The sequence below is a fragment of the Pseudomonas sp. PvP009 genome, assembly GCF_017832995.1.
Taxonomy (GTDB): domain Bacteria; phylum Pseudomonadota; class Gammaproteobacteria; order Pseudomonadales; family Pseudomonadaceae; genus Aquipseudomonas; species Aquipseudomonas syringae.
Map to the genome: position 1 here is coordinate 4,757,540 of NZ_JAFIBG010000001.1, position 23,324 is coordinate 4,780,863.

At 60.6% G+C, this 23,324-nt stretch carries 19 protein-coding genes; 7 read left to right on the plus strand and 12 right to left on the minus strand.

The window, feature by feature from the left end; all coding sequences use genetic code 11:
* Positions 1 to 171: 171 nt before the first annotated feature.
* The 3 genes from pgi to JOE29_RS20565 all read left to right on the plus strand — a co-directional run bounded on the left by pgi (position 172) and on the right by JOE29_RS20565 (position 4,564).
* Positions 172 to 1,836, plus strand: a complete 1,665-nt coding sequence (gene pgi / locus JOE29_RS20555; RefSeq protein WP_004409985.1) for a glucose-6-phosphate isomerase — start codon at positions 172 to 174, stop codon at positions 1,834 to 1,836.
* Positions 1,837 to 2,411: 575 nt separating this feature from the next.
* Positions 2,412 to 3,278 (plus strand): oxygenase MpaB family protein, encoded by an 867-nt coding sequence (locus JOE29_RS20560; protein WP_210079812.1) that lies wholly within the window; start codon positions 2,412 to 2,414, stop codon positions 3,276 to 3,278.
* 107 nt (positions 3,279 to 3,385) lie between these two features.
* Positions 3,386 to 4,564, plus strand: coding sequence for an acetyl-CoA C-acetyltransferase (locus JOE29_RS20565; RefSeq protein WP_024663881.1), 1,179 nt, complete (start codon positions 3,386 to 3,388; stop codon positions 4,562 to 4,564).
* Positions 4,565 to 4,603: 39 nt separating this feature from the next.
* Here the strand turns inward: JOE29_RS20565 and JOE29_RS20570 are convergent, their stop codons facing one another.
* Genes JOE29_RS20570 through ptsP form a run of 3 tightly spaced genes read right to left on the minus strand, consistent with a single transcriptional unit; the run spans position 4,604 to position 10,170 of the window.
* A complete protein-coding gene (locus JOE29_RS20570; protein ID WP_058445882.1) occupies positions 4,604 to 6,346 on the minus strand; it encodes a PTS fructose-like transporter subunit IIB in 1,743 nt (580 codons plus the stop codon).
* Between the two features lie 12 nt (positions 6,347 to 6,358).
* The gene (gene pfkB, locus JOE29_RS20575; protein ID WP_003392655.1) at positions 6,359 to 7,300 is read right to left on the minus strand and encodes a 1-phosphofructokinase; all 942 of its coding nucleotides are present in this window, start codon (positions 7,298 to 7,300) and stop codon (positions 6,359 to 6,361) included.
* Entirely contained in the window at positions 7,300 to 10,170 is a 2,871-nt protein-coding gene (gene ptsP, locus JOE29_RS20580) for a phosphoenolpyruvate--protein phosphotransferase (RefSeq protein ID WP_065088358.1), read from the minus strand. Before ptsP ends, pfkB begins: the two co-directional genes overlap by 1 nt.
* Positions 10,171 to 10,524: 354 nt before the next feature.
* Between ptsP and cra the strand changes: the two genes are divergently transcribed.
* A complete protein-coding gene (cra, locus tag JOE29_RS20585) occupies positions 10,525 to 11,520 on the plus strand; it encodes a catabolite repressor/activator (protein ID WP_024683855.1) in 996 nt (331 codons plus the stop codon).
* Positions 11,517 to 12,317, plus strand: coding sequence for a TatD family hydrolase (locus tag JOE29_RS20590; protein ID WP_210079813.1), 801 nt, complete (start codon positions 11,517 to 11,519; stop codon positions 12,315 to 12,317). The genes cra and JOE29_RS20590 overlap by 4 nt, the downstream gene beginning before the upstream one ends.
* A 35-nt stretch (positions 12,318 to 12,352) precedes the next feature.
* On the opposite strand, the gene ampE is transcribed toward JOE29_RS20590, so the two are convergent.
* The 3 genes from ampE to JOE29_RS20605 all read right to left on the minus strand — a co-directional run bounded on the left by ampE (position 12,353) and on the right by JOE29_RS20605 (position 16,215).
* On the minus strand, positions 12,353 to 13,189 hold the full coding sequence (gene ampE / locus JOE29_RS20595) for a regulatory signaling modulator protein AmpE (RefSeq protein WP_004412346.1): 837 nt from the start codon (positions 13,187 to 13,189) through the stop codon (positions 12,353 to 12,355).
* A 15-nt stretch (positions 13,190 to 13,204) separates the two neighbouring features.
* Positions 13,205 to 13,753, minus strand: a complete 549-nt coding sequence (gene ampD / locus JOE29_RS20600; protein ID WP_003414880.1) for a 1,6-anhydro-N-acetylmuramyl-L-alanine amidase AmpD — start codon at positions 13,751 to 13,753, stop codon at positions 13,205 to 13,207.
* Between the two features lie 206 nt (positions 13,754 to 13,959).
* Entirely contained in the window at positions 13,960 to 16,215 is a 2,256-nt protein-coding gene (locus tag JOE29_RS20605) for a DUF1631 domain-containing protein (RefSeq protein ID WP_003392662.1), read from the minus strand.
* 354 nt (positions 16,216 to 16,569) lie between these two features.
* On the opposite strand from JOE29_RS20605, the gene nadC reads away from it, so the two are divergent.
* Together nadC and JOE29_RS20615 are read left to right on the plus strand one after the other, a co-directional pair.
* A complete protein-coding gene (nadC, locus tag JOE29_RS20610; RefSeq protein ID WP_003392665.1) occupies positions 16,570 to 17,418 on the plus strand; it encodes a carboxylating nicotinate-nucleotide diphosphorylase in 849 nt (282 codons plus the stop codon).
* Positions 17,419 to 17,465: 47 nt separating this feature from the next.
* A complete protein-coding gene (locus tag JOE29_RS20615) occupies positions 17,466 to 18,542 on the plus strand; it encodes a TIGR00266 family protein (protein WP_024663875.1) in 1,077 nt (358 codons plus the stop codon).
* Between the two features lie 223 nt (positions 18,543 to 18,765).
* On the opposite strand, the gene JOE29_RS20620 is transcribed toward JOE29_RS20615, so the two are convergent.
* From JOE29_RS20620 to JOE29_RS20645, 6 genes are read right to left on the minus strand one after another with little or no spacing between them, the layout of a single operon-like run.
* On the minus strand, positions 18,766 to 19,344 hold the full coding sequence (locus tag JOE29_RS20620) for a TerD family protein (RefSeq protein WP_003317757.1): 579 nt from the start codon (positions 19,342 to 19,344) through the stop codon (positions 18,766 to 18,768).
* 37 nt (positions 19,345 to 19,381) lie between these two features.
* A complete protein-coding gene (locus JOE29_RS20625; RefSeq protein ID WP_003317758.1) occupies positions 19,382 to 19,957 on the minus strand; it encodes a TerD family protein in 576 nt (191 codons plus the stop codon).
* Between the two features lie 27 nt (positions 19,958 to 19,984).
* Positions 19,985 to 21,019, minus strand: a complete 1,035-nt coding sequence (locus JOE29_RS20630) for a TerC/Alx family metal homeostasis membrane protein (RefSeq protein ID WP_003345106.1) — start codon at positions 21,017 to 21,019, stop codon at positions 19,985 to 19,987.
* A gap of 26 nt (positions 21,020 to 21,045) precedes the next feature.
* Positions 21,046 to 21,495: a tellurite resistance TerB family protein gene (locus JOE29_RS20635; protein WP_210079814.1), complete on the minus strand. Its 450-nt coding sequence runs from the start codon at positions 21,493 to 21,495 to the stop codon at positions 21,046 to 21,048.
* Between the two features lie 51 nt (positions 21,496 to 21,546).
* Positions 21,547 to 22,722, minus strand: coding sequence for a TerD family protein (locus tag JOE29_RS20640; RefSeq protein ID WP_210079815.1), 1,176 nt, complete (start codon positions 22,720 to 22,722; stop codon positions 21,547 to 21,549).
* A complete protein-coding gene (locus JOE29_RS20645; RefSeq protein WP_003317764.1) occupies positions 22,719 to 23,312 on the minus strand; it encodes a TerD family protein in 594 nt (197 codons plus the stop codon). Before JOE29_RS20645 ends, JOE29_RS20640 begins: the two co-directional genes overlap by 4 nt.
* Between the last annotated feature and the right edge of the window lie 12 nt (positions 23,313 to 23,324).

Here is a 23,324-nt window from a genome sequence, read left to right on the forward strand (position 1 = left end):
CGAGACCAAACCCCGGTTGCCTGTGTGCGAAAAAGTACCGGGGTCATGTAAGGCGAGGCGCAGACAAACAGGTACGCGAAGGGTAGTCTGCGATGTGTAGCCCGTGAGAAAGCTTGCGACCTCGCTCCAAGAATATCCAAAGACAGAACCAGTTAAAGGAAACCCGCAGCGATGGCGTACTACCGCACTCCTTCCGATGTGACCGCTCTGCCCGCCTGGCAAGCGTTGAACAAACACCGCCAGGCCATGCAGAACTTCAGCATGCGCGAAGCGTTCAACACCGACCCGCAGCGCTTCAGCCAATTCACCCTCAGCAGCGCTGGCCTGTTTCTCGATTACTCCAAAAACCTGATCACCACCGAGACCCGTGACCTGTTGGTCAGCCTGGCGGGCGAAGTGGGCCTCAAGGATGCGATCAAGGCTCAGTATGATGGCGAGCTGGTCAACTCATCCGAAGGCCGCCCTGCCCTGCATACCGCTCTGCGCCGTCCGGTCGGCGACAAGTTGAAAGTCAACGGCGTCGATGTGATGCCGGACGTACACCGCGTACTCAATCAGATGACCGAACTGGTCGGCCGCATCCATGACGGCCTGTGGCGCGGTTACACCGAAAAACCAATCACCGACGTGGTGAACATCGGCATCGGCGGCTCGTTCCTCGGCCCGGAGCTGGTCTCCGAAGCGCTGGTGGCCTACGCGCACAAAGGTGTCCGCTGCCATTACCTGGCAAACATCGACGGCAGCGAATTCCATGAGCTGTCGATGAAGATTCGTGCCGAGACCACGCTGTTCATCGTCTCGTCGAAATCCTTCAACACGCTGGAAACCCTGAAAAACGCACAGGCGGCACGTGCCTGGTACCTGGCGCAGGGCGGCTCGGAAGTCGAACTGCATCGCCACTTCATCGCGGTGTCCAGCAACAACGCTGCGGCCGTGGCCTTCGGCATCCGTGAAGAAAACATCTTCCCGATGTGGGACTGGGTCGGCGGTCGCTATTCGCTGTGGTCGGCCATCGGTCTGCCTATCGCGCTGGCCATCGGCATGTCCAACTTCAAGGAACTGCTGTCCGGTGCCTACACCATGGACCAGCATTTCCAGAGCGCGCCGTTCGAGCAGAACATGCCGGTATTGCTGGGCTTGCTGGGCGTCTGGTACGGCAACTTCTGGGGCGCACAAAGCCACGCGATCCTGCCGTACGATCATTACCTGCGTAACATCACCAAGCACCTGCAACAACTGGACATGGAATCCAACGGCAAGAGCGTCCGTCAGGACGGTACGCCGACGTCGACCGACACCGGACCGGTGATCTGGGGCGGCGTGGGTGCCAATGGTCAGCACGCTTACCACCAGTTGCTGCACCAGGGCACGCAGATGATTCCGGCCGATTTCATTGTGCCGATCGTCAGCTTCAACCCGGTTGCCGACCACCACCAGTGGCTGTACGCCAACTGTCTGTCGCAGAGTCAGGCACTGATGATGGGCAAGACCCGCGCAGAAGCCGAAGCAGAACTGCGCGAGAAGGGTATGGACGAACAAGAGGTGCAGAAGCTGGCACCGCACAAGGTCATCCCTGGCAACCGTCCGAGCAACACGCTGGTGGTCGAGCGCATCAGCCCGCGTCGTCTTGGCGCGCTGGTGGCCATGTATGAACACAAGGTGTTCGTGCAGAGCGTGATCTGGGGCACCAACGCCTTCGACCAATGGGGTGTGGAGCTGGGCAAGGAAATGGGCAAAGCGGTGTATCAGCGCCTGACCGGCGGCACCGAAGAGCCGGCTGACGATGCATCGACCCAAGGCCTGATCAACTACTTCCGCGGCCGTCACCGCGGCTGATTGTTTCCCTCTCGTTCCCACGCTCTGCGCTCAGCGTTACGCAGAAGTCTTGATGAGTAGGGGAAACGGGGCTTTTGTAGGAGCGACCGGGGCGGCGATCCGCCTTGTTCGCGAAGGCGTTATGTCAGACGCAGAAACTTCTGCGGCTGCACAGGGCCCTTTCGCGAACAAGTTCGCTCCCACGCCCTTCGGGCAGAAGCCCTGTACATCATCAGCGGATGTACGCTCTCCTTGTGGAAGTCTTGATGAGTAGAGGAAACCGGGCTTTTGTAGGAGCGACAGGGGCGGCGATCCGCCTTGTTCGCGAAGGCGTTATGTCATACGCAGAAACTTCTGCGACTGCACAGGCCCTTTCGCGAACAAGTTCGCTCCCACGCCCTGCGGGCAGAAGCCCTGTACATCCTCAGCGGATGTACACTCTCCTTGTAGGAGCGAACTTGTTCGCGAAAGCTTTATTTCGAGTGATACATCTTTAGCGGATGTACCGGCCCTTTCGCAAGCAAGCGAAGGGTCGCACGGTCCGTTACCACAAAAGTCTCGTTGCCGTACTTCCCTCCCCGATGCCCGAGCACGACATGGAATTCATCCGCACCCGCATCGAAAACCAGGTCATCAGCCTCACCGGCCTGGCCCTGGGCCAACTGGATCTGGAAAGCCCCAAGGGCGACCCGGGGCTGTTTGGCCCTCAGGCGGTGTGCTGGGAAGTGCATGGCGATTTCACCAGCATGCTGGTCGGCGGCATCAGCGCATTGATGCTGCAGACTCTGCACCCGCTGGCACTGGCGGGCATCTGGGACCACTCCAACTTTCGTCAGGACATGATTGGCCGCCTGCGGCGTACCGGGCAGTTTCTGTCCGGCACCACCTACGGCTCCACGCGCGATGCCAACTGGCTGATCGACAAGGTCCGCAACATTCACCTGAACATCGTCGGCACCGCGCCCGATGGCCGGCCGTATGCCGCCAGCGACCCGGATTTGCTGACCTGGGTGCATGTGGCCGAAGTCAGCAGCTTTCTCGCAGCGCATGTGCGCTATCTGAACCCGGACATGTCGCTCGCCGAACAGGACGCGTACTGCGCTGAAACGGCGCTGGTTGCCGAGCGACTCGGCGCACGCAACGTCCCACGCTCCCGTCAGGCCATTGCTGACTATCTGGCAGACATTCGTGGCCAACTGGTCTGTGACCAGCGCAGCCGCGAAGTAATGCGCCTGCTGCTCGATGCGCCTGCACCCAACTGGCTGGCCAAGCCGTTTGGCGTATTGATGATGCGCGCCGGTATCGATCTGCTGCCGGACTGGGCCAGCGACATGCTCGAAGTCACGCAAAGCCCCTGCAAACGCCGAATGATCCGCCTGGGCGTCAACAGTACTGCGCCCATTCTGCGCTGGGCCGTGCGCGACGGATCGGCGCAACGTGCCAGACGCCGCATGGGCGTTTGAACGAGGCATGACGGTTTTCGGCAAACCGTGACCGGGTGGTTCACGGTTGGAACCTGTCTGCCTATCTGTGCCACCATGAGCGCTCAATAACAATGAGGATCAGCACCATGCACGACGTCGTTATCGTCGCCGCCACCCGTACCGCCGTGGGCAGTTTTCAGGGCTCACTGGCCTCTGTCGCCGCAGTCGATCTCGGCGCAGCGGTCATTCGTCAATTGCTTGCCCGCACCGGCGTGGACGGCGCGCAGGTCGATGAAGTCATCATGGGTCAGGTGCTGACCGCGGGCGCTGGTCAGAACCCCGCGCGGCAGGCAGCCATCAAGGCCGGCCTGCCCTTCTCGGTACCAGCCATGACCCTGAACAAGGTCTGCGGCTCTGGCCTCAAGGCCCTGCACCTGGCGACCCAGGCGATTCGTTGCGGCGACGCCGAGATCATCATCGCTGGCGGTCAGGAAAACATGAGCCTGTCCAACTACGTGCTGCCGGGCGCACGCACCGGATTGCGCATGGGCCACGCCAGCATGGTCGATACGATGATCACTGACGGCCTGTGGGATGCATTCAATGATTACCACATGGGCATCACTGCCGAGAACCTCGCGCAGCAGTACGACATCAGCCGTGAAGCCCAGGATGAGTTCGCCGCCTTGTCTCAGCAGAAAGCGCTGGCTGCGATTGAAGCCGGACGCTTCGTCGATGAGATCACCCCGATCCTGATCCCGCAGCGCAAGGGCGATCCGCTGTCCTTTGCAACAGACGAGCAGCCCCGCGCCGGCACCACCGCCGAGACCCTTGCCAAGCTCAAGCCTGCCTTCAAAAAGGACGGCACGGTCACTGCCGGCAATGCTTCATCGCTGAACGATGGAGCTGCCGCCGTGATGCTGATGAGTGCTGCCAGAGCCGAGCAACTGGGCTTGCCAGTGCTGGCGCGCATCGCCGCCTATGCCAACGCCGGTGTCGACCCGGCCATCATGGGCATCGGCCCGGTCAGTGCCACGCGTCGCTGCCTGGACAAGGCTGGCTGGTCGCTGGCCGAACTGGACCTGATCGAAGCCAACGAAGCGTTTGCCGCACAGTCCCTGTCGGTCGGCAAGGAGCTGGGGCTGGATCCGCAAAAGCTCAACGTGAATGGTGGCGCTATCGCCCTTGGCCACCCGATTGGCGCGTCGGGCTGCCGCGTGCTGGTGACACTGCTGCACGAAATGATCAGGCGCGATGTGAAGAAGGGTCTGGCCACGCTGTGCATCGGTGGTGGTCAGGGGGTTGCTCTGGCGCTCGAACGCTAGAGCAGGAAGAAGGCGCGGGACAGCCCGCGCCTTGCGTCATCAGGCGGCTGCGGGCGCCACTTCCATGTCAGCGGGCTCCGGACGCTTGATCAGCGCGTAGATCACACCGGTCAGCACGCTGCCAGCGATGATCGCCAGCAGATAAAGCAGCGCATGGTTGATGGCGTTGGGGATGAGCATCACGAACAGTCCGCCATGCGGTGCCATCAGCTTGCAGCCGAAGTACATCGACAACGCACCAGTCAGCGCGCCACCTACGACACTGGCCGGAATCACCCGCAACGGGTCCTTGGCCGCGAAGGGGATGGCACCTTCCGAGATGAAGCACAGCCCCAGCACGAACGCCGCCTTGCCTGCCTCACGCTCGCTCTGGGCGAACTTGCGGCGAGCCAGAATCGTGGCGATGCCCATACCGATGGGTGGCACCATACCGGCAGCCATGGCGGTGGCCATCGGCGCGTAGCTCTGGGATGCCAGCAAACCGACGGAGAACGCATAAGACGCCTTGTTGATCGGCCCACCGAGGTCGACGCACATCATTGCGCCCAGCACCACGCCTAGCAGAATCGCGTTGGTGGTGCCCATGCTGTCGAGGAAGTGCGTCAACGCTTCGAGCATCCCGGCAACCGGCTTGCCGACCACGTAGATCATCACCAGACCGGTGAACAGGCTCGACAGCAGCGGGATGATCAGAATCGGCTTGAGCGCTTCGACGCTGGCCGGCAGACGTGCGTAGCGGTTAATCGCGGCAGCACTGTAACCGGCCAGAAAGCCTGCAACGATACCGCCGATAAACCCGGCACCCAGCGTACTCGCCAACAGACCACCGATCATGCCGGGTGCCAGACCCGGACGGTCAGCAATCGAATAGGCGATGTAACCGGCCAGCAACGGCACCATCAGTTTGAACGCCGCTTCCCCACCGATCTGCATCAGTGCTGCAGCCAGCGTGCCCGGCTCTTTGAACGCAGTGATACCGAACACGAAGGAAAGAGCGATCAACAGCCCGCCCGCCACGACCATCGGCAGCATGAACGACACGCCGGTCAGCAGGTGCTTGTAGACGCCCGCCTTCTCTTGTCTGGCCGGCGACTTGACGGCGGCCTCATCGGACTCCACTTGCCCTTCTGCCAGGGCCTTTTTCAGGGTGGCTTCGGACTGCTTGAGCGCGATACCGGTGCCGCAACGGTAGATCTTCTTGCCGGCAAAACGGTCGGTGTTGACTTCGATATCCGCCGCCAGCAGCACAACGTCGGCATCGGCGATGGCCTTGGCGCTGAGCGGATTGCGTGCGCCTACCGAGCCCTGGGTTTCAACTTGCAAGTCGTAATTCAGACGCTTGGCAGCCTGCTGGATCGCTTCGGCCGCCATGAACGTATGCGCTACACCGGTCGGGCAGGCCGTGATCGCAACGATGCGCGGTTGCGCGCCGGTGCCGCCGCTTGCCTGAGGCGCCGCGGCTTCGGACGCCACATGCACCTGCGCCTCTCGCTCGGCACGCTGCAGAAAGCTGTCGACATCCTGCAACGCATGCGCAGGCGAATCCTGAAACAGGCGCTTGCCGACAAAGCGGCTCAAGTCCACAGGACCGGTATTGACCACCAGAACAAGATCGGCGGCTTCGATGTCCTGGGCGGACAACTGTTGATCGGCCTTGTTGTGATCGATGATTTCGACGCTGGTTTCCCAGCCTTGGCGCAGGGCCGCCGCTTCGAGCAATCGTGCGCTGAGTACGCTGCTGACCTTGCCGCTCGGGCAGGCCGTAACTATGGCTAACTTCATGACGATCCTCTCTTATTGTTCTGAAAGGCTGCGTACAGTGACGCCGCCTTCAAGCCGTTTGAGTTGCGCGGCATCGGTGATGCCGAAACCGATCTGGGTCACCGCCATGGCGGCAATCGCTGTCGCAGTGCGCAGGGTCTTGTGCGGCTCTTGACCGGTGATCAAGCCGTGCACCATGCCTGCCAGCAGCGAGTCACCCGCACCGACCGTACTGGCCACGGTGACCTTGGGCGGCAGCGAATGCAGCGCCACGCTCGGGCTGAACCAGTGCACGCCTTCGGAGCCTTGAGAGATCACCACATGCTCGATGCCCTGCGCCTGCAAACGCGCAGCCGCCTCGGCTTGCGCAGCGATGGAGATGATCGGTGCGTCGAGCGCATCAGCCAACTCTTCGGTGTTGGGTTTGATCAGCCAGGGCCCGGCCTTAAGACCGGCGCGCAAGGCCAGACCACTGCTGTCCAGCGCCACTTTCAGACCGAGGTCCTTGAGCATCACCAGCAGTTTTTGCAGCCACTCCGGCGTGACGCCGCGCGGCAGACTGCCCGCCACGACAACCACGTCGAAACCCTGTGCGATCTGTTCGACGCGGGTGAACAGCGCGTGCTGCGCCTCTTCACTGACTTGAGGCCCCGGGCCGTTCAAATCGGTGATGCGGCCACTGCCTTCGGCCAGCTTGATATTGCTGCGCGTTTCGCCCGGCACCCGGACAAACTCGTCGACGAACTGACGACGCTCGAACAACGCTTCGAACGCTTGCTGATTGTCGACGCCGAGAAAGCCGGCAACGGTCAGGTCATGGCCCAGATCAGCCAGCACCTGCGCCACATTCAGGCCTTTGCCGGCAGCGTGAGTGAGCATCGCCGTGCTGCGGTTGACCTGGCCCAGCTCCAACTGCCCCAACTGCACAGTCAGGTCCAGCGCCGGGTTCATAGTCAGGGTAAGAATCTTCGCCATTACACAGCCTCCACAAGCGCGCGGACTTCGGCGGCGCTGCCCGCCGTCAGCGCATTTTGCGCCAGTTGCTGAGCGCTGCTCAGGGTCAGTTCACGTACGCAGGCCTTGACCTCGCCAATGCTGCGCGCCGAGACACTCAATTCATCCACGCCCAGGCCGACCAAGATCGGCACGGCCAGCGGGTCTGCAGCCAGTTCGCCGCACACGCCCACCCATTTGCCGTTGGCATGCGCAGCACGCACGGTCATGTCGATCAGTTGCAGCACCGACGGGTGCAGGCCGTCAGCCTGGGCCGACAGTGTCGGGTGGCCGCGGTCGATGGCCATGGTGTATTGCGTCAGGTCATTGGTGCCGATGCTGAAGAAGTCCACTTCCTTCGCCAGCACCGGAGCGATCAGCGCCGCCGATGGCACTTCGATCATGATCCCCAGTTGCAGGTCGCTGACCGGAATTTCCTCGCGCAGACGCTGGGTCATGTCACGCGCCTGACGCCACTCTTCAAGCGTGCCGATCATCGGGAACATGATGCGCAGCGGGCCGCTGTCTGCCGAACGCAACAGGGCGCGAAGCTGGCTTTCCATGACATCCGGGCGCTGCAGGGTAAGACGGATACCGCGGACACCGAGGAACGGGTTTTCCTCTTTGGCGATCGGCCAGTAAGGCAGCGGCTTGTCGCCACCGACGTCCAGTGTACGCACCACCAGCGGACGCCCGCCCAGATCGGTCAGCACGCGGCGGTATTCCGCTTCCTGCGTGGCCTCATCCGGCGCCTGGGAATGCGCCATGAACAGCAGCTCGGTGCGCAGCAGGCCGACGCCTTCCGCGCCCTGCTCCACGGCAGCCGGTGTGCCCGTACTGTCGCCGATATTGGCGAAGACTTCGACGGCATGACCGTCACGCGTCACAGCAGGCTCCATGCGCGCTTCGGCGGCTGCCTTGAGACGCTGCTCTCGCGCGTCACGGTCCTGAACTGCGCGCTGCAGGGTTGCCTCGTCAGGTGCGACGGTCAGCCGTCCGCGCTGGCTGTCGATCAGCAGTACGGTGCCCGGCTTGAGCAGCAGCACTTCATCTCCGGCCCCCACCAGTGCGGGAATGCCCAGCGCACGCGCCACGATGGCACTGTGCGCGGTGGCACCGCCGCGTGCGGTAAGAATACCAGCGACCTGCGCCGGGTCGAGGCGGGCAACGTCGGATGGGCCGACTTCATCCATCACCAGAATGTACGGTTCGTCCGGGGCCGCAACGGTTTCGACGCCACAGATCTGCGCCAGCACGCGGCGACCGACGTCACGCAGGTCTGCGGCGCGCTCGGCCAGCAGTGCGTCCTGCAGTTGTTCCTGCTGAACGGCAGCGGTCTCGATAACCGTGGCCCAGGCAGCAGCCGCGCTTTCATCGTTGTTGAGGCGCGCTTCGACTTCGCTGGTCAGTTCCGGGTCTTCGAGCATCTCCTGGTGAGTGATGAAGATTTCCCGGATGGCCTTGGACTTGCTGCGCTGAATGAGGTTTTCGATATCGCTGCGCACTTCGCCAATCGCCTTGTGCAAGCGCTCGCGCTCGGCAGCCACCGACTCGCCCCGCTGGGGATAATCGAAGCTTTGCAGCACTTGAATATGCGCCGGCCCCATGGCAATGCCCGGTGAAGCAGACACAGCCTGCAACACGCTACCGGCTGGCGGAGCACTAAGCGGTTTGGCAGCAGCCGGGGTCGGCGCTGGCGCAGCCTCGGCCTGCGAGACGGCGGGCAAGGGTTCGACCTCCTCGCCCAGACCTTGCTCCACGGCTGCGATCAGGGCGGGTAGCGCGTCGTCGGCGATGGTCGGTTCGGCAATGAACTCCAGCGTCTGACCACGGCGGGCGCCGAGGCTGAGCAACTTGCTCAGGCTCTTGGCCGACACGGCGGCTTCGCCGGTTTCCAGCACGCGCATGCGGATCTCGCCGTCAAACTCCTTGGCCAACTGCGCCAGTATCTTCGCCGGGCGGGCATGCAAGCCATGGGCATTGGCCAGCTGAATCTGCCGGGTCGGCCACTCGGCTGGCAGTTCGCCGCCCAGCGCTTCGAGCACGGCGCGACTATTGGTGGCGTGCCCCAACTCGTGGCCACGGCCTTCGATCAGTAACAGGCACAGACGCTCAAGCAGCGCCTGATGCGCCTCACCGAGGCTGGCCAGGCAGAACAGACCGGTCAGCGGCTGGCCCAGATAGCGCATGGGTTTGTCGGGGGTGACGAACGCCAGGCCAGGACGATTGACGGTTTGCTCGCTGTGCAGCCACCAGAGGCCATCACCCAGCGACAACGCTTCGACTTGCTGGAGCACGGCGGCAAAGCCGTTACTCACGCAGTCGGCCTTGCGCAACAGGCGTGCGCCGCGCCAGACCAGTTCTTCAAAATCGTCGGCCGATACGCCGAGGCTGATCATCTGTGCGTCGAGCGCCAGTTCCTGCGGAGCGCCCTGCAATAGCTTGAGCAGGTCTTCCGGGGTCTTCGCTTCGCGCAGCGCCTGGCCAAGATCCTCTTCACCCAATGCGCGAGTCAGCAGTTGCAGCAGGCGCAAGTGCTCGTCGGATTTGGCAGCGATACCAATCGCCAGGTAAACCATTTGTCCGTCGCCCCAGTCCACCCCTTCGGGGAACTGCATCAGACGCACACCGGTGGTAAACACCAGGTCGCGGGTTTCGGGTGTACCGTGTGGGATGGCGATGCCCTGACCGAGGAAGGTCGAGCCTTGCTGCTCACGGTTCATCAGCCCGGTGAGGTAGCCCTCGGCAACCAGACCATCAGCGACCAGGTGGTCGGCAATCAGCTTAAGTGCGGCAGTTTTATCCACAGCCGACTGGGCCATGGATATTTGCTCCAGAGTGAGTTCGAGCATTGCCTTGACTCCTGTGCAGCGCCGAGGCGCCACCTGATTCTTGTTTTAATGGCGATCGTGTGATCGACAGCTTGGGGGGATGAAGGTGATATTCGTCCGAGTATCGTATCGGACATCACTTTCATCTCGATTGCAGCAGACAACAGGCGTGCTGAATCGTTTAATCTAGAATTGTCCGGCACGTTACTCGATTCTGGGGATTCATTGAAGCCCGGACGGTGCGATCACTGTGGGACAATTCCCAAAATACGTGAAGTACTTGGGAGTTTCCTACGGTCTGGTGTAAAGATCAGCGCCATGAAAAAAATAATTCGATTGTCCTGAGCCGCGTACCTAATAAAAGGAAACTCCGGGGTGAAACTGAGCGATATCGCACGTCTGGCAGGTGTTTCTGTCACTACGGCCAGTTACGTCATCAATGGCAAGGCCGAAAAACAGCGTATCAGCCCGGCAACGGTCGAGCGTGTCAAAGCCGTGGTCGAGCAGCACGACTTCCGACCCAACCCGCAAGCGGCGGGCCTGCGCAGCCGCCATAGCAAGACACTGGGCTTCATCCTGCCCGACCTGGAAAACCCCAGCTATGCGCGCATCGCCAAATTGCTTGAGCAAGGCGCGCGCAGCCTCGGCTATCAACTGCTGATTGCCAGCTCCGACGACGACCCCGCCAGCGAGCTGCAGCTTTTGCAGCTGTTCCGCGCACGCCGTTGCGATGCATTGCTGGTCGCCAGCTGCCTGCCACCCGGTGACGACAGCTACCGCGAATTGCAGCTCAAGGGCATGCCGATCATCGCCATCGACCGGGAAATGAATCCCGAGTTTTTCTGCTCAGTGGTCAGCGACGACCATGACGCCTGCCTGCAACTGACCCACAGCCTCCTGCAAACCCGACCGCGCCACATCGCCCTGATCGGTGCACGCCCTGAACTGAGCATCAGTCGCGCGCGTGCCGCCGGCTTCGAACACGCACTCGACGGATTTACCGGAGCCACCATCGTCGAGCACGGCGAAGCGTTCAGCCGCCAGTGTGGCCAGCGTTTGATGACCGGGATGCTACAGCGCCAGGGACATTTTCCGGACGCGTTGATCACCACTTCCTACGTACTGCTGCAAGGCGTGTTCGATGTGCTGCAAAGTCAGGCACTGCAATCGACCCCACTGCATCTGGGTACCTTCGGCGATACGCAATTGCTGGATTTCCTGCCGCTGCCTGTCAACGCCATGGCCCAGCAACACCAGCTGATCGCCGACAAGGCCCTGCAATTGGCACTGGCCGCTATCGAAAAGGATGATTACCAGCCCGGCGTGCACGCTATTGCCAGGGCCTTCAAGCAACGTATTCACGAGGCATGAAGGTGACGCTGATCGATACCCACACCCACCTGGATTTTCCGGACTTCGATGCCGACCGCGCTCAAGTGCTGGACAACTGTCTGGCGCTGGGCGTGCAGCGCCTGGTGGTGCTCGGGGTGTATCAGCGTAACTGGCAGCGGCTCTGGGAGCTGACCGAGGCCAACCCCGCCCTGTACGCAGCGTTCGGCATGCATCCGGTGTACATCGATGAGCACCGCACTGAACACCTGACTGAGCTAGGCGACTGGCTGACGCGCCTGCAAGGCCATCCGCAGCTGTGTGCGGTGGGTGAGATCGGTCTGGATTATTACGTCGAGCAGCCGGACAAGGCGCGTCAGCAGGCGCTCTTTGACGCGCAATTGCAGCTGGCGAACGACTTCAACCTGCCCGCCTTGCTGCATGTGCGGCGCAGCCATGCCGATGTAATCGCGACGCTCAAGCGCCACAAGCCAAAGCGCAGCGGCATCATTCATGCCTTTGCCGGCAGCCGCGAAGAAGCGCGCGAGTACATCAGGCTGGGGTTCAAACTGGGCCTGGGCGGAGCCGCGACCTGGCCGCAGGCTTTGCGCATACATCGGGTCATCGCCGAACTGCCGCTGGACAGCGTGGTGCTGGAAACCGACTCACCGGACATGGCGCCGGCCATGCATCCCTATCAGCGCAACAGCCCGCAGCATTTGCCCGACATTTGCGAGGCCCTTGCGGGGCTGATGAAGATCAGCCCCGAGCGCCTGGCCCAGGCGAGCACGGACAATGCCTGCGAACTGTTTGACTGGCCTCGCCTGTCACACACCTGATGTCACATGCCTGAGCCTGCGCGGCCAGTATCGAATCAGAGCAGAAGGGTCCACAGGGCAAACCCTGCGTACCAGACCACCGCGGCACGTACCAGCAGCTCCCAGAGCATGTCGAGGCCGGTAACACCTTGGGCCCCCATCATCGGCGGCGGAACCTCGCTGGCGGCGCAGCCAACGCGCGTAATCAGTTGTGCAGCACTGATGTTCCAGTTCAACAGCTCATGCAGCATCACCCGGGTGACCGCCACAAAATTGCCGACCAATGCGAAGCTGGCGGCGAGCAACCTGACCGGCACCCAGTCGAAGGCATGGCGCAACTGCCCTGCGCGCTCCACCAGTGCGGGTGTCTTGCCGTGCTCGACAGCAAGAGCCAATAGCCTGTAGGCCAGCGCAGCCACCGGGCCGAGTACGAAGTACCAGAAAATCACGGCGAAGAAACTCTGAAACGCCTGCCAGAGCAGGTAGCCCTGCACACCCTGCAGCAATTGCTCGCTGTTGTCCGCCTGCACGCCCATGTCGCGCTCGGCCACGTGCACCGCAGCCTGCGCATCGCCACGTCGGCAGGCATCGCGAAACGGCCCGAGCACCGCAATCAGGTCAACCCGGCCAAGGCTGTAGATCAACACCAGCAGGTGAATGGGCAGAACCAGCCAGCCATAAGCCACCGAGCCGATGATGGTCAGCGCCAGTTGCAGAATCAGCACGGGCACAAGCACCAGCAGCGCCAGCATTACCCAGGGACGCGTCGAGGTCCGCGGGCTGGCCTCGAGTTTTGCCAGTTCTTTCAGCCACGGCCCGTCACGCTGAACGCGCTGACGCAGAGCAGAAAATTTTTCGATAAGAACGGCCAGCAGTAGCACCAGAAAACTCATTGTTCGTCCCTCACATCAATCCAGCAAAGCCGCTCGAAACCTGGCCCAGTCAAAACAGGGCCCAGGATCAGTCTTGCGTCCCGGCGCCACGTCACTGTGGCCACAGATACGCTCGGGGGTGATCGCCTCGAACGCCTGACGCAACTGTCGCGTCAGGTCGATCAGCGCGTCGTATTGCGCTTCGGTGAAAGGCTGGTCATCCGTCCCCTCCAGTTCGATGCCGACAGAAAAGTCATTGCACCCTTCGCGGCCCTGAAAACTGGAAACACCGGCGTGCCACGCACGATCAAGACAAGAGACGAACTGAACGACCTCGCCATCACGTTCAATCAGAAAATGCGCTGAAACGCGCAGATCGGCAATCCCCACAAAGTAGGGATGCTCGTCGATGTCGAGCTGGTTCTGAAAGAAAGCCTGCACCTTGCCGGTCTTGAACTGTGCTGGGGGCAGGCTGATGTTGTGAATCACCAGCAGCGAGATTTCGCCTTCGGGTCGCGCATTGAAGTTGGGCGAGGGGCAATGCTGCACGCCGTCGCACCAGCCGCTTGCGGAGTCCAGTTGCATGAATGCTCCTTGAACGGGGGAAAATAAGTAGCGCTGATTATGCCCGTGACAGAAGCTAATGTGGGGGCTTGGGTACGGATTCGCGATGTAGGAAACGCGCTTTAGACACCAAGGATCCCTGGCGGCGCGGCGTGGACTGCAGACCGACGCGAGGCGTCGGCACCGCAGTCAAATGGGTGTCTGGCGACAGACAACATCGCCGCCAGTCAGGCGCCCTTGAGCTTGCGCAGGTTGCTGATGACGGACTCCAGGGCCCGATCGAAGAGCAGCGCATCATCGAGAATACGTACCGCGCCGCGGCGAAACTCTATGGCAAGACCTGTACGGGTCTTTTCCAGAACCTTCATGCCGGTCCGATTGACGAACACATAACGCCCGGTCGGCTCGACAATCGCGGTCAACTTGCAACGCAGTTTGTGCTCTTCATCTTCCTGAATCTCGACCCAGCAACCGACCCGCAGCTTGTCGACCATCTGCAGGCCTGCGTCGTCATCAGGTAGCTGGACCACCGGCTCATTGAGCATCTGCTCTTCAGCGGTAATCAGAACGATTTCCTCGATCACCTCCATCATCGGCGGGCCCTCTACGGCCTGGCCGTCTGCCTGCGTGGCATCGCTTTGCGCAGTGTCGCCCTCACTTTCCTGCAAGCGCGAGAAGTGCTGGAACGCTTTCACGTGCAGCGACTCCAGCTGACTGAAAAATTCGCTGGTGGCAAACGGGTCGAAAGCGGCACTGCTCAAGCCGTCACGCAGCGACTTGAGCAGTCCCGGAACCAGCTCCAGCAGGCGCTGCAAGGCCTGCGGGTCGTCGTGCAGCTCGACGCTCCAGATCAACTCGTCCATGGTCTCCAGCCCGGCCTGCCACTCGCTGGACTCTTCGCCATGCTTGAGGCAAGTCAGCAGCAGTACCTTACTCCAGGCCTCTTGCAGCAGCCGCACAACAACCTCGGGCAAGGTTTTGCCCAGCAGGCGCTGATTCAGCTCGTGCTGCACCTGCTGCCGAGCCAGTTCGGCACGGGCGCGACCCTCTTCGGCATCGCGGGTACGCTGCTCAAGCAGCTCGCTGCGGCGACGTTCGTCACTGGTGAAGGCCAGAAAATCCGCCAGTAATTCGGAAAAGATTGCCGGGTCATCGACAAAATCATTGAGCAGGCGCTGCACGATCTGCTCGACGCGCTGATACAGCGAGTCGCGCTGATAGTCGTCACGGCCACCCCAGCCCAGCGCGGCAGTGGCAATTTCGTTGAGCAGGCGACGGGCAGGATGACTGCCGCGGCTAAAGAAACTTTTGTCGATGACCGCCACTTTGAGCATCGGAATCTGCAGGCGCCCGATCAGAGCACGCAATGAAGGCGTCAGGTTGCGGTCATCGAGAATGAACTCGAACAGCATGGCGATCAGGTTGATGACATCTTCGTCACCGACACCGACGATTCTGGATTTTCCGGTCTTGACGTTGACGCGCGTCAGCAGTTGTTCCAGCTGATTGCGCAGGTCGAAATCGTCTGAAGTGTCCTGCGACGGCACATATTGCTGCAGGTGAGACAGCAGGCGCAGCAGGTCCCGGCTGGAAATCGGACGCACTTCGGCATTGGGCTCATGACGCGGCGCGAGGTGGCCGCGCACGTGCAGCAGCAGTTCCTGCAAAGCCGAGAACACCTCCTGCACACCCTTGTCGAGCTTGTCGGCGGCTTCGTTCAGGGCAGGGTCGGACATCTCGGCGGAGCGACTTCTGGGTGCCGCCCGGTCGGATGAGCGACGGGCCGGCAACGCTTTCATGTCCGGCAATACACCCGTGGCAATCAGCAACTGATTGGCTTCGCTGTACAGATCGTCTGTATTGGCCAGGACGTACTTCTCGAACAGTTTGAGAATGATCAGCTTGACCTTGATCTCGACGCCAAGGCTGCGCCCTGCCTCCAGAAAGAATCTGCAAAGCATCGCCGGCCCCAGCGGGTTGGAGTCTTCGGCAATGGCTTGAGGAATGAGGACGTTCAGGCGGGCAGTGAGCTGGCCCAGAGCGAGGGCGTCACGGCTCATGACTTTGCTGACCATGGCGTCCACGGCCACGGTCTTCTCGAGATCATCGTTGTGCACCAACGACAGCTTGTCGAAAGACACAGCGGCCGGAAGCACGGGTTCCTGAATCTGATACTGGCCCAGGACCAGGAAAGACTCGTAAAACTTGTCGAGAAAACCACGTTCTATGCTTTTGCGCTTGAGGCGCAGGTCACGCATGGCTTCAAAAAAGATGTTCTGCTCAGTATTGCTGCGGGCGCGGTCAGCCATTTCGAACAGCGTATCGTCAGCGTTATCGAACAACGCCTGCAATGCATCCTTGAGCTGCTGGGCCGCCTTGTCGCGAACCTGCAACAACACCACAGGTAATCGGGCCAAAGGCGTACCCGCCCCCTGCAAAGGGAACGATTTGCTCAACGGCACTACTTTTTCGTCGTTCGGCATTACACCCCCTGACAGGAAACAACCTGAACCCCATCACAAACGTGGCTTGCTACCCCCGCACTGTGAAGCGACCCTCTTGACCTTGCACAACGTCAAACCCATGGCGTCAATTACAAGTCGGATTATCTTTCAAAACTTGTCATCGACGCCAGTGAGACTTTTCTTTCACTCTCGCGAAGGAAGTGGCAAGGCATTCATGTGCAGCGATAGACCGCGATATTCGCGTTCCATCGCAAACGAATCTGCCAAACCGACCAACTGCACGTCTCCTGGGGTAACACCTTGGCAATGGCGCAGGTGGGTAAGCGGAATGCGGTGCCTTATACTCGAACGACTTTGCTACTGGAGCCCGCCATGCCGAATTTACGAATTGCCGACCTGACCGCCGAGATCGAGGCCAATGTGCGTCGCGCATTGCTGGAGGATGTCGGCAGCGGCGATATCACCGCCCAATTGATTCCGGCAGAGCGACTGGCCAAGGCCACCATCATTTCCCGCGATGCAGCGGTGATCGCGGGTACTGCCTGGGTCGATGCAGTCTTCCGGCAACTGGACCCGCGTGTCGCTGTGCACTGGCAAGTGACCGATGGCGATCGCGTCAGCCCGAATCAGGCGCTGTTTCACCTAGAAGGCCCGGCCCGCTCCCTATTGACCGGCGAACGCAGCGCGCTCAATTTCCTGCAGATGCTCTCGGGAGTGGCCACGCGTGCGCAGTACTTCGCAGACATGGTCGCGGGCACTCAGGTCAAACTGCTGGATACCCGCAAGACCCTGCCGGGCCTGCGCATGGCGCAGAAATATGCGGTCACCTGCGGCGGCTGTCATAACCACCGCATCGGGCTTTACGACGCGTTTCTGATCAAGGAAAACCATATCGCAGCCTGTGGTGGCATCGCTCAGGCCGTAGAAGCGGCGCACCGGATTGCACCCGGCAAGCCTGTGGAAGTCGAGGTGGAGAGTCTGGGTGAACTCCAGCAGGCGCTGGACGCAGGCGCCGACATCATCATGCTCGATGAACTAAGCCTTGATGACATGCGCGAGGCCGTGCGCCTCACCGCAGGCCGTGCCAGTCTGGAAGCCAGCGGCGGCATCAACGAGGATACCCTTCGAGTGATTGCCGAAACGGGTGTCGATTACATTTCCATCGGTGCGATGACCAAGGATGTGAAAGCCGTGGACCTGTCCATGCGCCTTAGCCTCTGACGCATCGCGCATAGCCAACTGTCACTATTCGCTCGGGAGTAGACGCCTTGGAACAATGGTTTGTGATGAACGCGGGCAAGCAACTCGGCCCGATGGACGCGGATGCTGCGCGGCTGATTGCCCGTGAGTCGCCCGGTGCCTGGTGCTGGAAGCAAGGCATGCCGGACTGGCAGCCGATCTATCAGGTTCCGCAGGTGCGCGCCATGAAGAAGGACGGTGTGACGCCTTTTCCTGATCCGACGCCGGACATGGTTCAGCCCAAGCCGTCCGGGCTGCCAGCGCAGGCAGCCCCGACACCCGCGCCGGCCTCGGTGCCCGCCAGACGCCCTTCGTTTACGCCCGAACCGAACGCCTCGGGCGGCTATGGCCTGGCGCAGACCACCGATGGGGTGGACTTCAAGCTCTACGGCACGGAAACCCAGTTCATCGAACTGGAGCTTGACCCTGGCGAAAGCGCCGTCGCCGAAGCCGGGGCGATGATGTACAAGACGTGCGACGTGCAGATGGAAACCATCTTCGGCGACGGCAGCAATCAATCGTCCGGGCTGCTGGGTTCGCTGTTCGGTGCAGGCAAGCGCATGCTGACCGGCGAGAGCCTGTTCACCACGGTGTTTTCGCAACAGGGTTCGGGTAAGGGCCGCGTGGCGTTTGCAGCGCCCTACCCCGGCACGATCCTGCCGCTCAACTTGCGTGATTTCGGCGGCAAGCTGATCTGTCAGAAAGACAGTTTCCTGGCCGGCGCCAAAGGCGTCTCCATCGGTATCCAGTTCCAGAAGAAAATCCTCACCGGCCTGTTCGGGGGCGAAGGTTTCATCCTGCAAAAGCTGGAAGGCGACGGCTGGGTGTTCGTGCATATGGGCGGCACGGTGCGCAAGATCGAACTGGCGGCGGGCGAAGCGCTGGATGTCGACACCGGCTGCCTGGCAGCCATGACCCAGACGGTCGATTACGATATCCGCATGGTCGGTGGCGGCATCAAGTCGATGCTGTTCGGCGGCGAAGGGGTGTTCTTCGCCAGACTGACCGGCCCTGGCACGGTATGGCTGCAAAGCCTGCCCTTCTCTCGACTGGCCGGGCGCATGCTGGCCGCAGGGCCATCGGGTGTGGGCAGAAGCGAACGCTGACTTCAGCACTACGTTATTAGACTGGGGACTGTGCTGCGCACTGGCGACTATCGTGCGGCGCTCTGCGTCGCATGCCTTTCTGGACGCTCCGCGTGCTCTTGCGACGCAGAGCGTCGTGAACTGCACTCCCACGCTGGAGCGTGAGGAACGATAGCGGTAATCAGCGCCCAATAAAAAACCCCCGCCATCGCTGGCGGGGGTTTTTATTGGGCGCTGCTCGGGTTTAGCCGATTGCCACGCCGTGAGCTTCTGCCAACGGCTTCAGACCGCCGGCAAAGCCCTGGCCAATGGCCTTGAACTTGAACTCTTCGCCATTGCGATACAGCTCGCCGAAGATCATCGCGGTTTCAGTGGATGCATCTTCCGACAGGTCGTAACGAGCGATTTCCTTGCCGTCAGCCTTGTTCACAACGCGGATGTAAGCGTTGGAAACCTGGCCAAAGCTTTGCTTGCGCTCTTCGGCGGAATGGATGGTGACCGCGAAAACCAGCTTCTTCACTGCCGCTGCCAGGCCAGTGAGCTTGACAGTTACCGACTCGTCATCGCCTTCGCCAGCGCCTGAACGGTTATCGCCCAGGTGCTCGACCGAGCCATCAGCCGACTTCTTGTTGTTGTAGAAAATGAAGCTGTTGTCGTCCAGTACTTTGCCATTTTCGCCAACGATGAAGATCGACGCATCCAGGTCGAACTCGGTGCCATCGGTCACACGCGGATCCCAGCCCAGGCCCACGGTGATTTCTGTCAGGCCAGGAGCCTCTTTGGACAGGGAAACGTTGCCGCCTTTACTCAGACTTACTGCCATATTCTTGATCCTTTCCAGAAAAGTGGTGGGGCGTGAATCAGAAATTCATGCCGAAAGAGTTGGCTACGGCTTTCAGTCCACCGGCAAAACCGCTACCCACGGCGCGGAACTTCCACTCGCCATTGTTGCGGTACAGTTCGGCGAAAATCATCGCGGTTTCAGTGGAGGCGTCTTCTGCCAGGTCGTAGCGAACGACTTCAGAGCCTGACTGCTCATTCAATACGCGAATGAACGAGCCACCCACCTGACCGAAGTTCTGCTTGCGGCTGTCTGCGTCGTGAATGGTCACGACGAAAACAACTTTCTCCACATCGGCAGGGACACGGGCCAGATCGACCTTGACCACTTCGTCATCGCCGTCGCCAGCACCGGTACGGTTGTCACCGGTGTGCTCGACAGAACCGTCGGCGCTCTTGAGCTGGTTGTAGAAAATGAAGTCAGCTTCACTGCGGACCTTGCCATTGGCGGCCAACAGGAATGCGCTGGCGTCCAGGTCGAAATCCTGTCCGTCAGTGGCTCGCGGATCCCAGCCCAGACCGATCAATACTTTGGTCAGGGTAGGGTCGGTTTTCGACAGCGAAAGGTTGCCACCTTTTTGCAGAGTCAAAGCCATGATTCGTTTATCTCCTTTATCCAGTGTTTACGCTTTTTCTTCCGCGGATTCGTCTTTGCCCGGGAAGAGCAGGCTTGCAACGATACCGATGATCAACACGACGACCACAACCAGCAGGCTGGCATTGGCGCTGATCTCGTAACCGTGATGGAACAGGTGGTTGGTAGCATTCAGGCCCAATTTCAAGGCAATGAAGAACAGCAAGGCGATAACCGCTTTCTCCAGGTGCACCAGATAGCGCTTGAGGGCTTCCAGAACGAAGTACAGGGTACGCAGACCAAGAATCGCGAACAGCATCGCCGAGAACACAATCAGCGGCTCGCGGCTCACGGCAATGATTGCAGGCACGGAGTCGAATGCGAACAGCACGTCGGAGATTTCCGCCACAACCAGACACAGGAACAACGGGGTCGCGAACAAAGCGCCTTTGGCCGCCAGCGTGATACCGGCGTTTTCAGGCTTTTTGACTTCCTGTTCCAGAACAGAGCGGCTGACGAAGAAGTTGCTGCCGTGCAGTTTTGGCCACACCGGGAACAGCTTCTTGGCGAAGCGATAAGCCATGTGTTGCGAGTAGTCGACTTCTTCGTCGTCGTCATCGCCCGCCCTGAGCATCATGATGGCTGTCCAGGCAACGATGACCGCAAACACCACTTCGACCCATGGACCCAGCGCCAGGAGGCCGGTACCGATGGCGACGAAGATGCCGCGGAAGACGATGGCGCCGATGATGCCCCAGTACAGAACGCGGTGGCGCAGGCCATCCGGAATCTTGAACCAGGAGAACAACGCCATGAACACGAACAGGTTGTCGACGCTCAGCACTTTTTCCAGCGCGTAACCGGTCACGAACAACGTGGCGACTTCAGAGCCGTGCTGGACATACAGGAAACCCGCGAAGGCCAGCGAAATGGCGACCCAGAAAATCGACCACGCCGAGGCTTGCGCGAGGGTGATTGGCTTGTTTCCCCGGTGGGAGAACATGTCGATAGCCATGGCCGTAACGGCCAGACCGACGAAAACCGCCATCGTGAGTGGAGGGAAGCCTAGAGAGGTGCTTTCCATTTAACTGCGTTCCTTAGGGTAAAAAATTACAGGTCGAAATCGGACGGGTTGAGGCCAAGCTCTCGACAGATGGTGCGGCAGACTTCCCGCTCTCTCTCATCGAAGCTGCCATCGGCGCCACCGATAGCACAGCAGACGCGCACCAGCAAACGGGCTGCATCTTCTTTCTTTTTGATCTTGCCAATGGTTTTCAAGGCCTCGGCGCGACCAATTTCAAAATCGAACTCGAACTTGGAGCAGGCTTCCTGGAAGCCCTGGATGACGTCCTTCATGTCGAAAACTTTCAGTTCCTGAGAGTTCTGAATGAAGCCGGCCATTTTCTGCTTTTCACTGGAGCTGATATCACCGTCTGCGGCCGATACCAGAGCACAGCCGGAAACCACAGCCTCCATGAATTCGCGATTCTTGAACTTCGATACTTCCGAAGCCAGCTTTTCGCGAGCAGCTGTTGCGTTTGTTTTCAACCAGTCCAGCATGTCTATCTCCCATGAGGCGGCACAGCCAGCCCAGAAATACCACGGTATTGTTTACTTGGAACCGGCAGCCCAGCGCATGCCCCAGCCGTAGGCTTTGTCCATGTTGCTGTGGCCGTTGTGGAAATCCACACGACGCGTCACCTTGACCGCACCGTTGTCATTTTCCAGCAGGGCAATGGCACACATGCCCTGACGACCGCCCTCCTCATTGAGGCGAACCTCGATGGGCGGCTGGCCCGGCGCGTGAATGGTGACGACCCCGTCGGTTTCCTTCCAGTTCGGCGCACCTTCGTAGATGAACGCGTAGACCAGAATGCGACGGATCTTGCTCCAGTGCGCGCCATTGATGTGCAGCCACTCACCGTCGCTGATCGAGCCGGTACGGTCATCGCCCATCAACTTGATGAACGGCTCGGTGTTGAGTGAACCGAACGAGTTGCCCAGCGCCTGAACAGCGCCTTTGAGACCGTCCTGCATTTCGAAGAGGCAGCCTACATCAAGGTCAATGGCATTGCTCTTCTTCATAGAGAAGAAGCCGCCGCCCTTGCTGTCGTTACGACGGTTCCAGTTCAGGTTGACCCGAATCTCACCGAAACCGGCACTGGATTTTTCCAGGCTGATCGAAGCACGGGTCTTGTCGAGCGTGATCTTGCTCAGACTGACGGTCGCCTTCGGTGCAGGCGCTGGAACAGGTGCAGGTGCAGGTGCAGGCTCATCCTGAGGCGCGGCGACTTCAACGCCGAAGTTTTTAGCCAATGGCTCAAGGCCGCCGGCAAAACCCTGGGCCACGCAACGGAATTTCCAGGCACCCTGACGCAGGTAGAACTCGCCCAGAATCAGCGCGGTTTCTTTCATGCCACTGGTCGGGATATCGGCTTCGATACCGCCGGTGATGTTCAAGGCCAGGCGTGACACGCTGCCAAAACTGGCCTTGTTCTCATAGATGGTCGCCGTCAGGGCCACCTTCTCGATGACCGAGTCCAGACGGCTCGGGTCAAGACTGAACACCGCGCGTCCGGCCGACGCTTCCGTCTGCTGCAGCGCACCGCCGTTCACGCTTTTCTGGCCGTAGAAACACATGTCCTGATCGCCACGGACCTTGCCGGACGCGGTCAGCAGAAAAGCGGAGACGTCGATATCCGCATCCGCGATCGGAGAGTAGATAATTTCCACCGTCAGCGGGCCGGCAGCGACCGGCGCGTTGGCGCCCGGGACGAGTTGGGTCATACCCGTACAGCCCCGATCGCCAGCTCGACCAGATCATCAGCAGTGCGACCGTTGGTGACCTGGCCTACTGCAGTGAAGTCCCAGCCCGACGGCGTGCGCGCCAGATAAGACATCACCACGCCGGTGTGCTGACCTTTTTCGGACAGATCAAAGCGACCCAGTTCGTTACGGCTGCCCAGATCGACAATACGGCAGTAGGCGTTGGCGACTTTTTCGAAATTCTGACCGGTGAACGAATTGACGGTGAACACCAGGTATTTGACGGCGGCAGGCAGTTTTTCCAGATCGACGCTGATGGTTTCATCGTCGCCCGCGCCTTCGCCGGTACGGTTGTCACCCGAATGCTGAATGGCACCGTCACGCGATTGCAGCTGGCGGAACCAGACCAGGTCGAGGGGCTTTTTGTCGGCGTCGAGCATGATGCACGAGGCATCCAGGTCGATATCGCCGCCGCCACCACCGAGCAATTTACCGAAGAAACCACTGGCTTTTTCAGGGTCCCATCCAAGTCCCATGCTGACTTTCTTGAGGCCTGTACCAGCAGTTTTCTCGAGTGAGATCGTCTGGTTCTTTGCCAAAGTGAGTGCCATTTTTCGCTCCAT

Bases quoted from the DNA above. Each gene is read 5' to 3' on its own strand.
- pgi (WP_004409985.1), top strand. From the start codon at position 172: ATGGCGTACTACCGCACTCCTTCCGATGTGACCGCTCTGCCCGCCTGG.
- JOE29_RS20560 (WP_210079812.1), top strand. From the start codon at position 2,412: ATGGAATTCATCCGCACCCGCATCGAAAACCAGGTCATCAGCCTCACC.
- JOE29_RS20565 (WP_024663881.1), top strand. From the start codon at position 3,386: ATGCACGACGTCGTTATCGTCGCCGCCACCCGTACCGCCGTGGGCAGT.
- JOE29_RS20570 (WP_058445882.1), bottom strand. From the start codon at position 6,346: ATGAAGTTAGCCATAGTTACGGCCTGCCCGAGCGGCAAGGTCAGCAGC.
- pfkB (WP_003392655.1), bottom strand. From the start codon at position 7,300: ATGGCGAAGATTCTTACCCTGACTATGAACCCGGCGCTGGACCTGACT.
- ptsP (WP_065088358.1), bottom strand. From the start codon at position 10,170: ATGCTCGAACTCACTCTGGAGCAAATATCCATGGCCCAGTCGGCTGTG.
- JOE29_RS20590 (WP_210079813.1), top strand. From the start codon at position 11,517: ATGAAGGTGACGCTGATCGATACCCACACCCACCTGGATTTTCCGGAC.
- ampE (WP_004412346.1), bottom strand. From the start codon at position 13,189: ATGAGTTTTCTGGTGCTACTGCTGGCCGTTCTTATCGAAAAATTTTCT.
- ampD (WP_003414880.1), bottom strand. From the start codon at position 13,753: ATGCAACTGGACTCCGCAAGCGGCTGGTGCGACGGCGTGCAGCATTGC.
- JOE29_RS20605 (WP_003392662.1), bottom strand. From the start codon at position 16,215: ATGCCGAACGACGAAAAAGTAGTGCCGTTGAGCAAATCGTTCCCTTTG.
- nadC (WP_003392665.1), top strand. From the start codon at position 16,570: ATGCCGAATTTACGAATTGCCGACCTGACCGCCGAGATCGAGGCCAAT.
- JOE29_RS20620 (WP_003317757.1), bottom strand. From the start codon at position 19,344: ATGGCAGTAAGTCTGAGTAAAGGCGGCAACGTTTCCCTGTCCAAAGAG.
- JOE29_RS20625 (WP_003317758.1), bottom strand. From the start codon at position 19,957: ATGGCTTTGACTCTGCAAAAAGGTGGCAACCTTTCGCTGTCGAAAACC.
- JOE29_RS20630 (WP_003345106.1), bottom strand. From the start codon at position 21,019: ATGGAAAGCACCTCTCTAGGCTTCCCTCCACTCACGATGGCGGTTTTC.
- JOE29_RS20635 (WP_210079814.1), bottom strand. From the start codon at position 21,495: ATGCTGGACTGGTTGAAAACAAACGCAACAGCTGCTCGCGAAAAGCTG.
- JOE29_RS20640 (WP_210079815.1), bottom strand. From the start codon at position 22,722: ATGACCCAACTCGTCCCGGGCGCCAACGCGCCGGTCGCTGCCGGCCCG.
- JOE29_RS20645 (WP_003317764.1), bottom strand. From the start codon at position 23,312: ATGGCACTCACTTTGGCAAAGAACCAGACGATCTCACTCGAGAAAACT.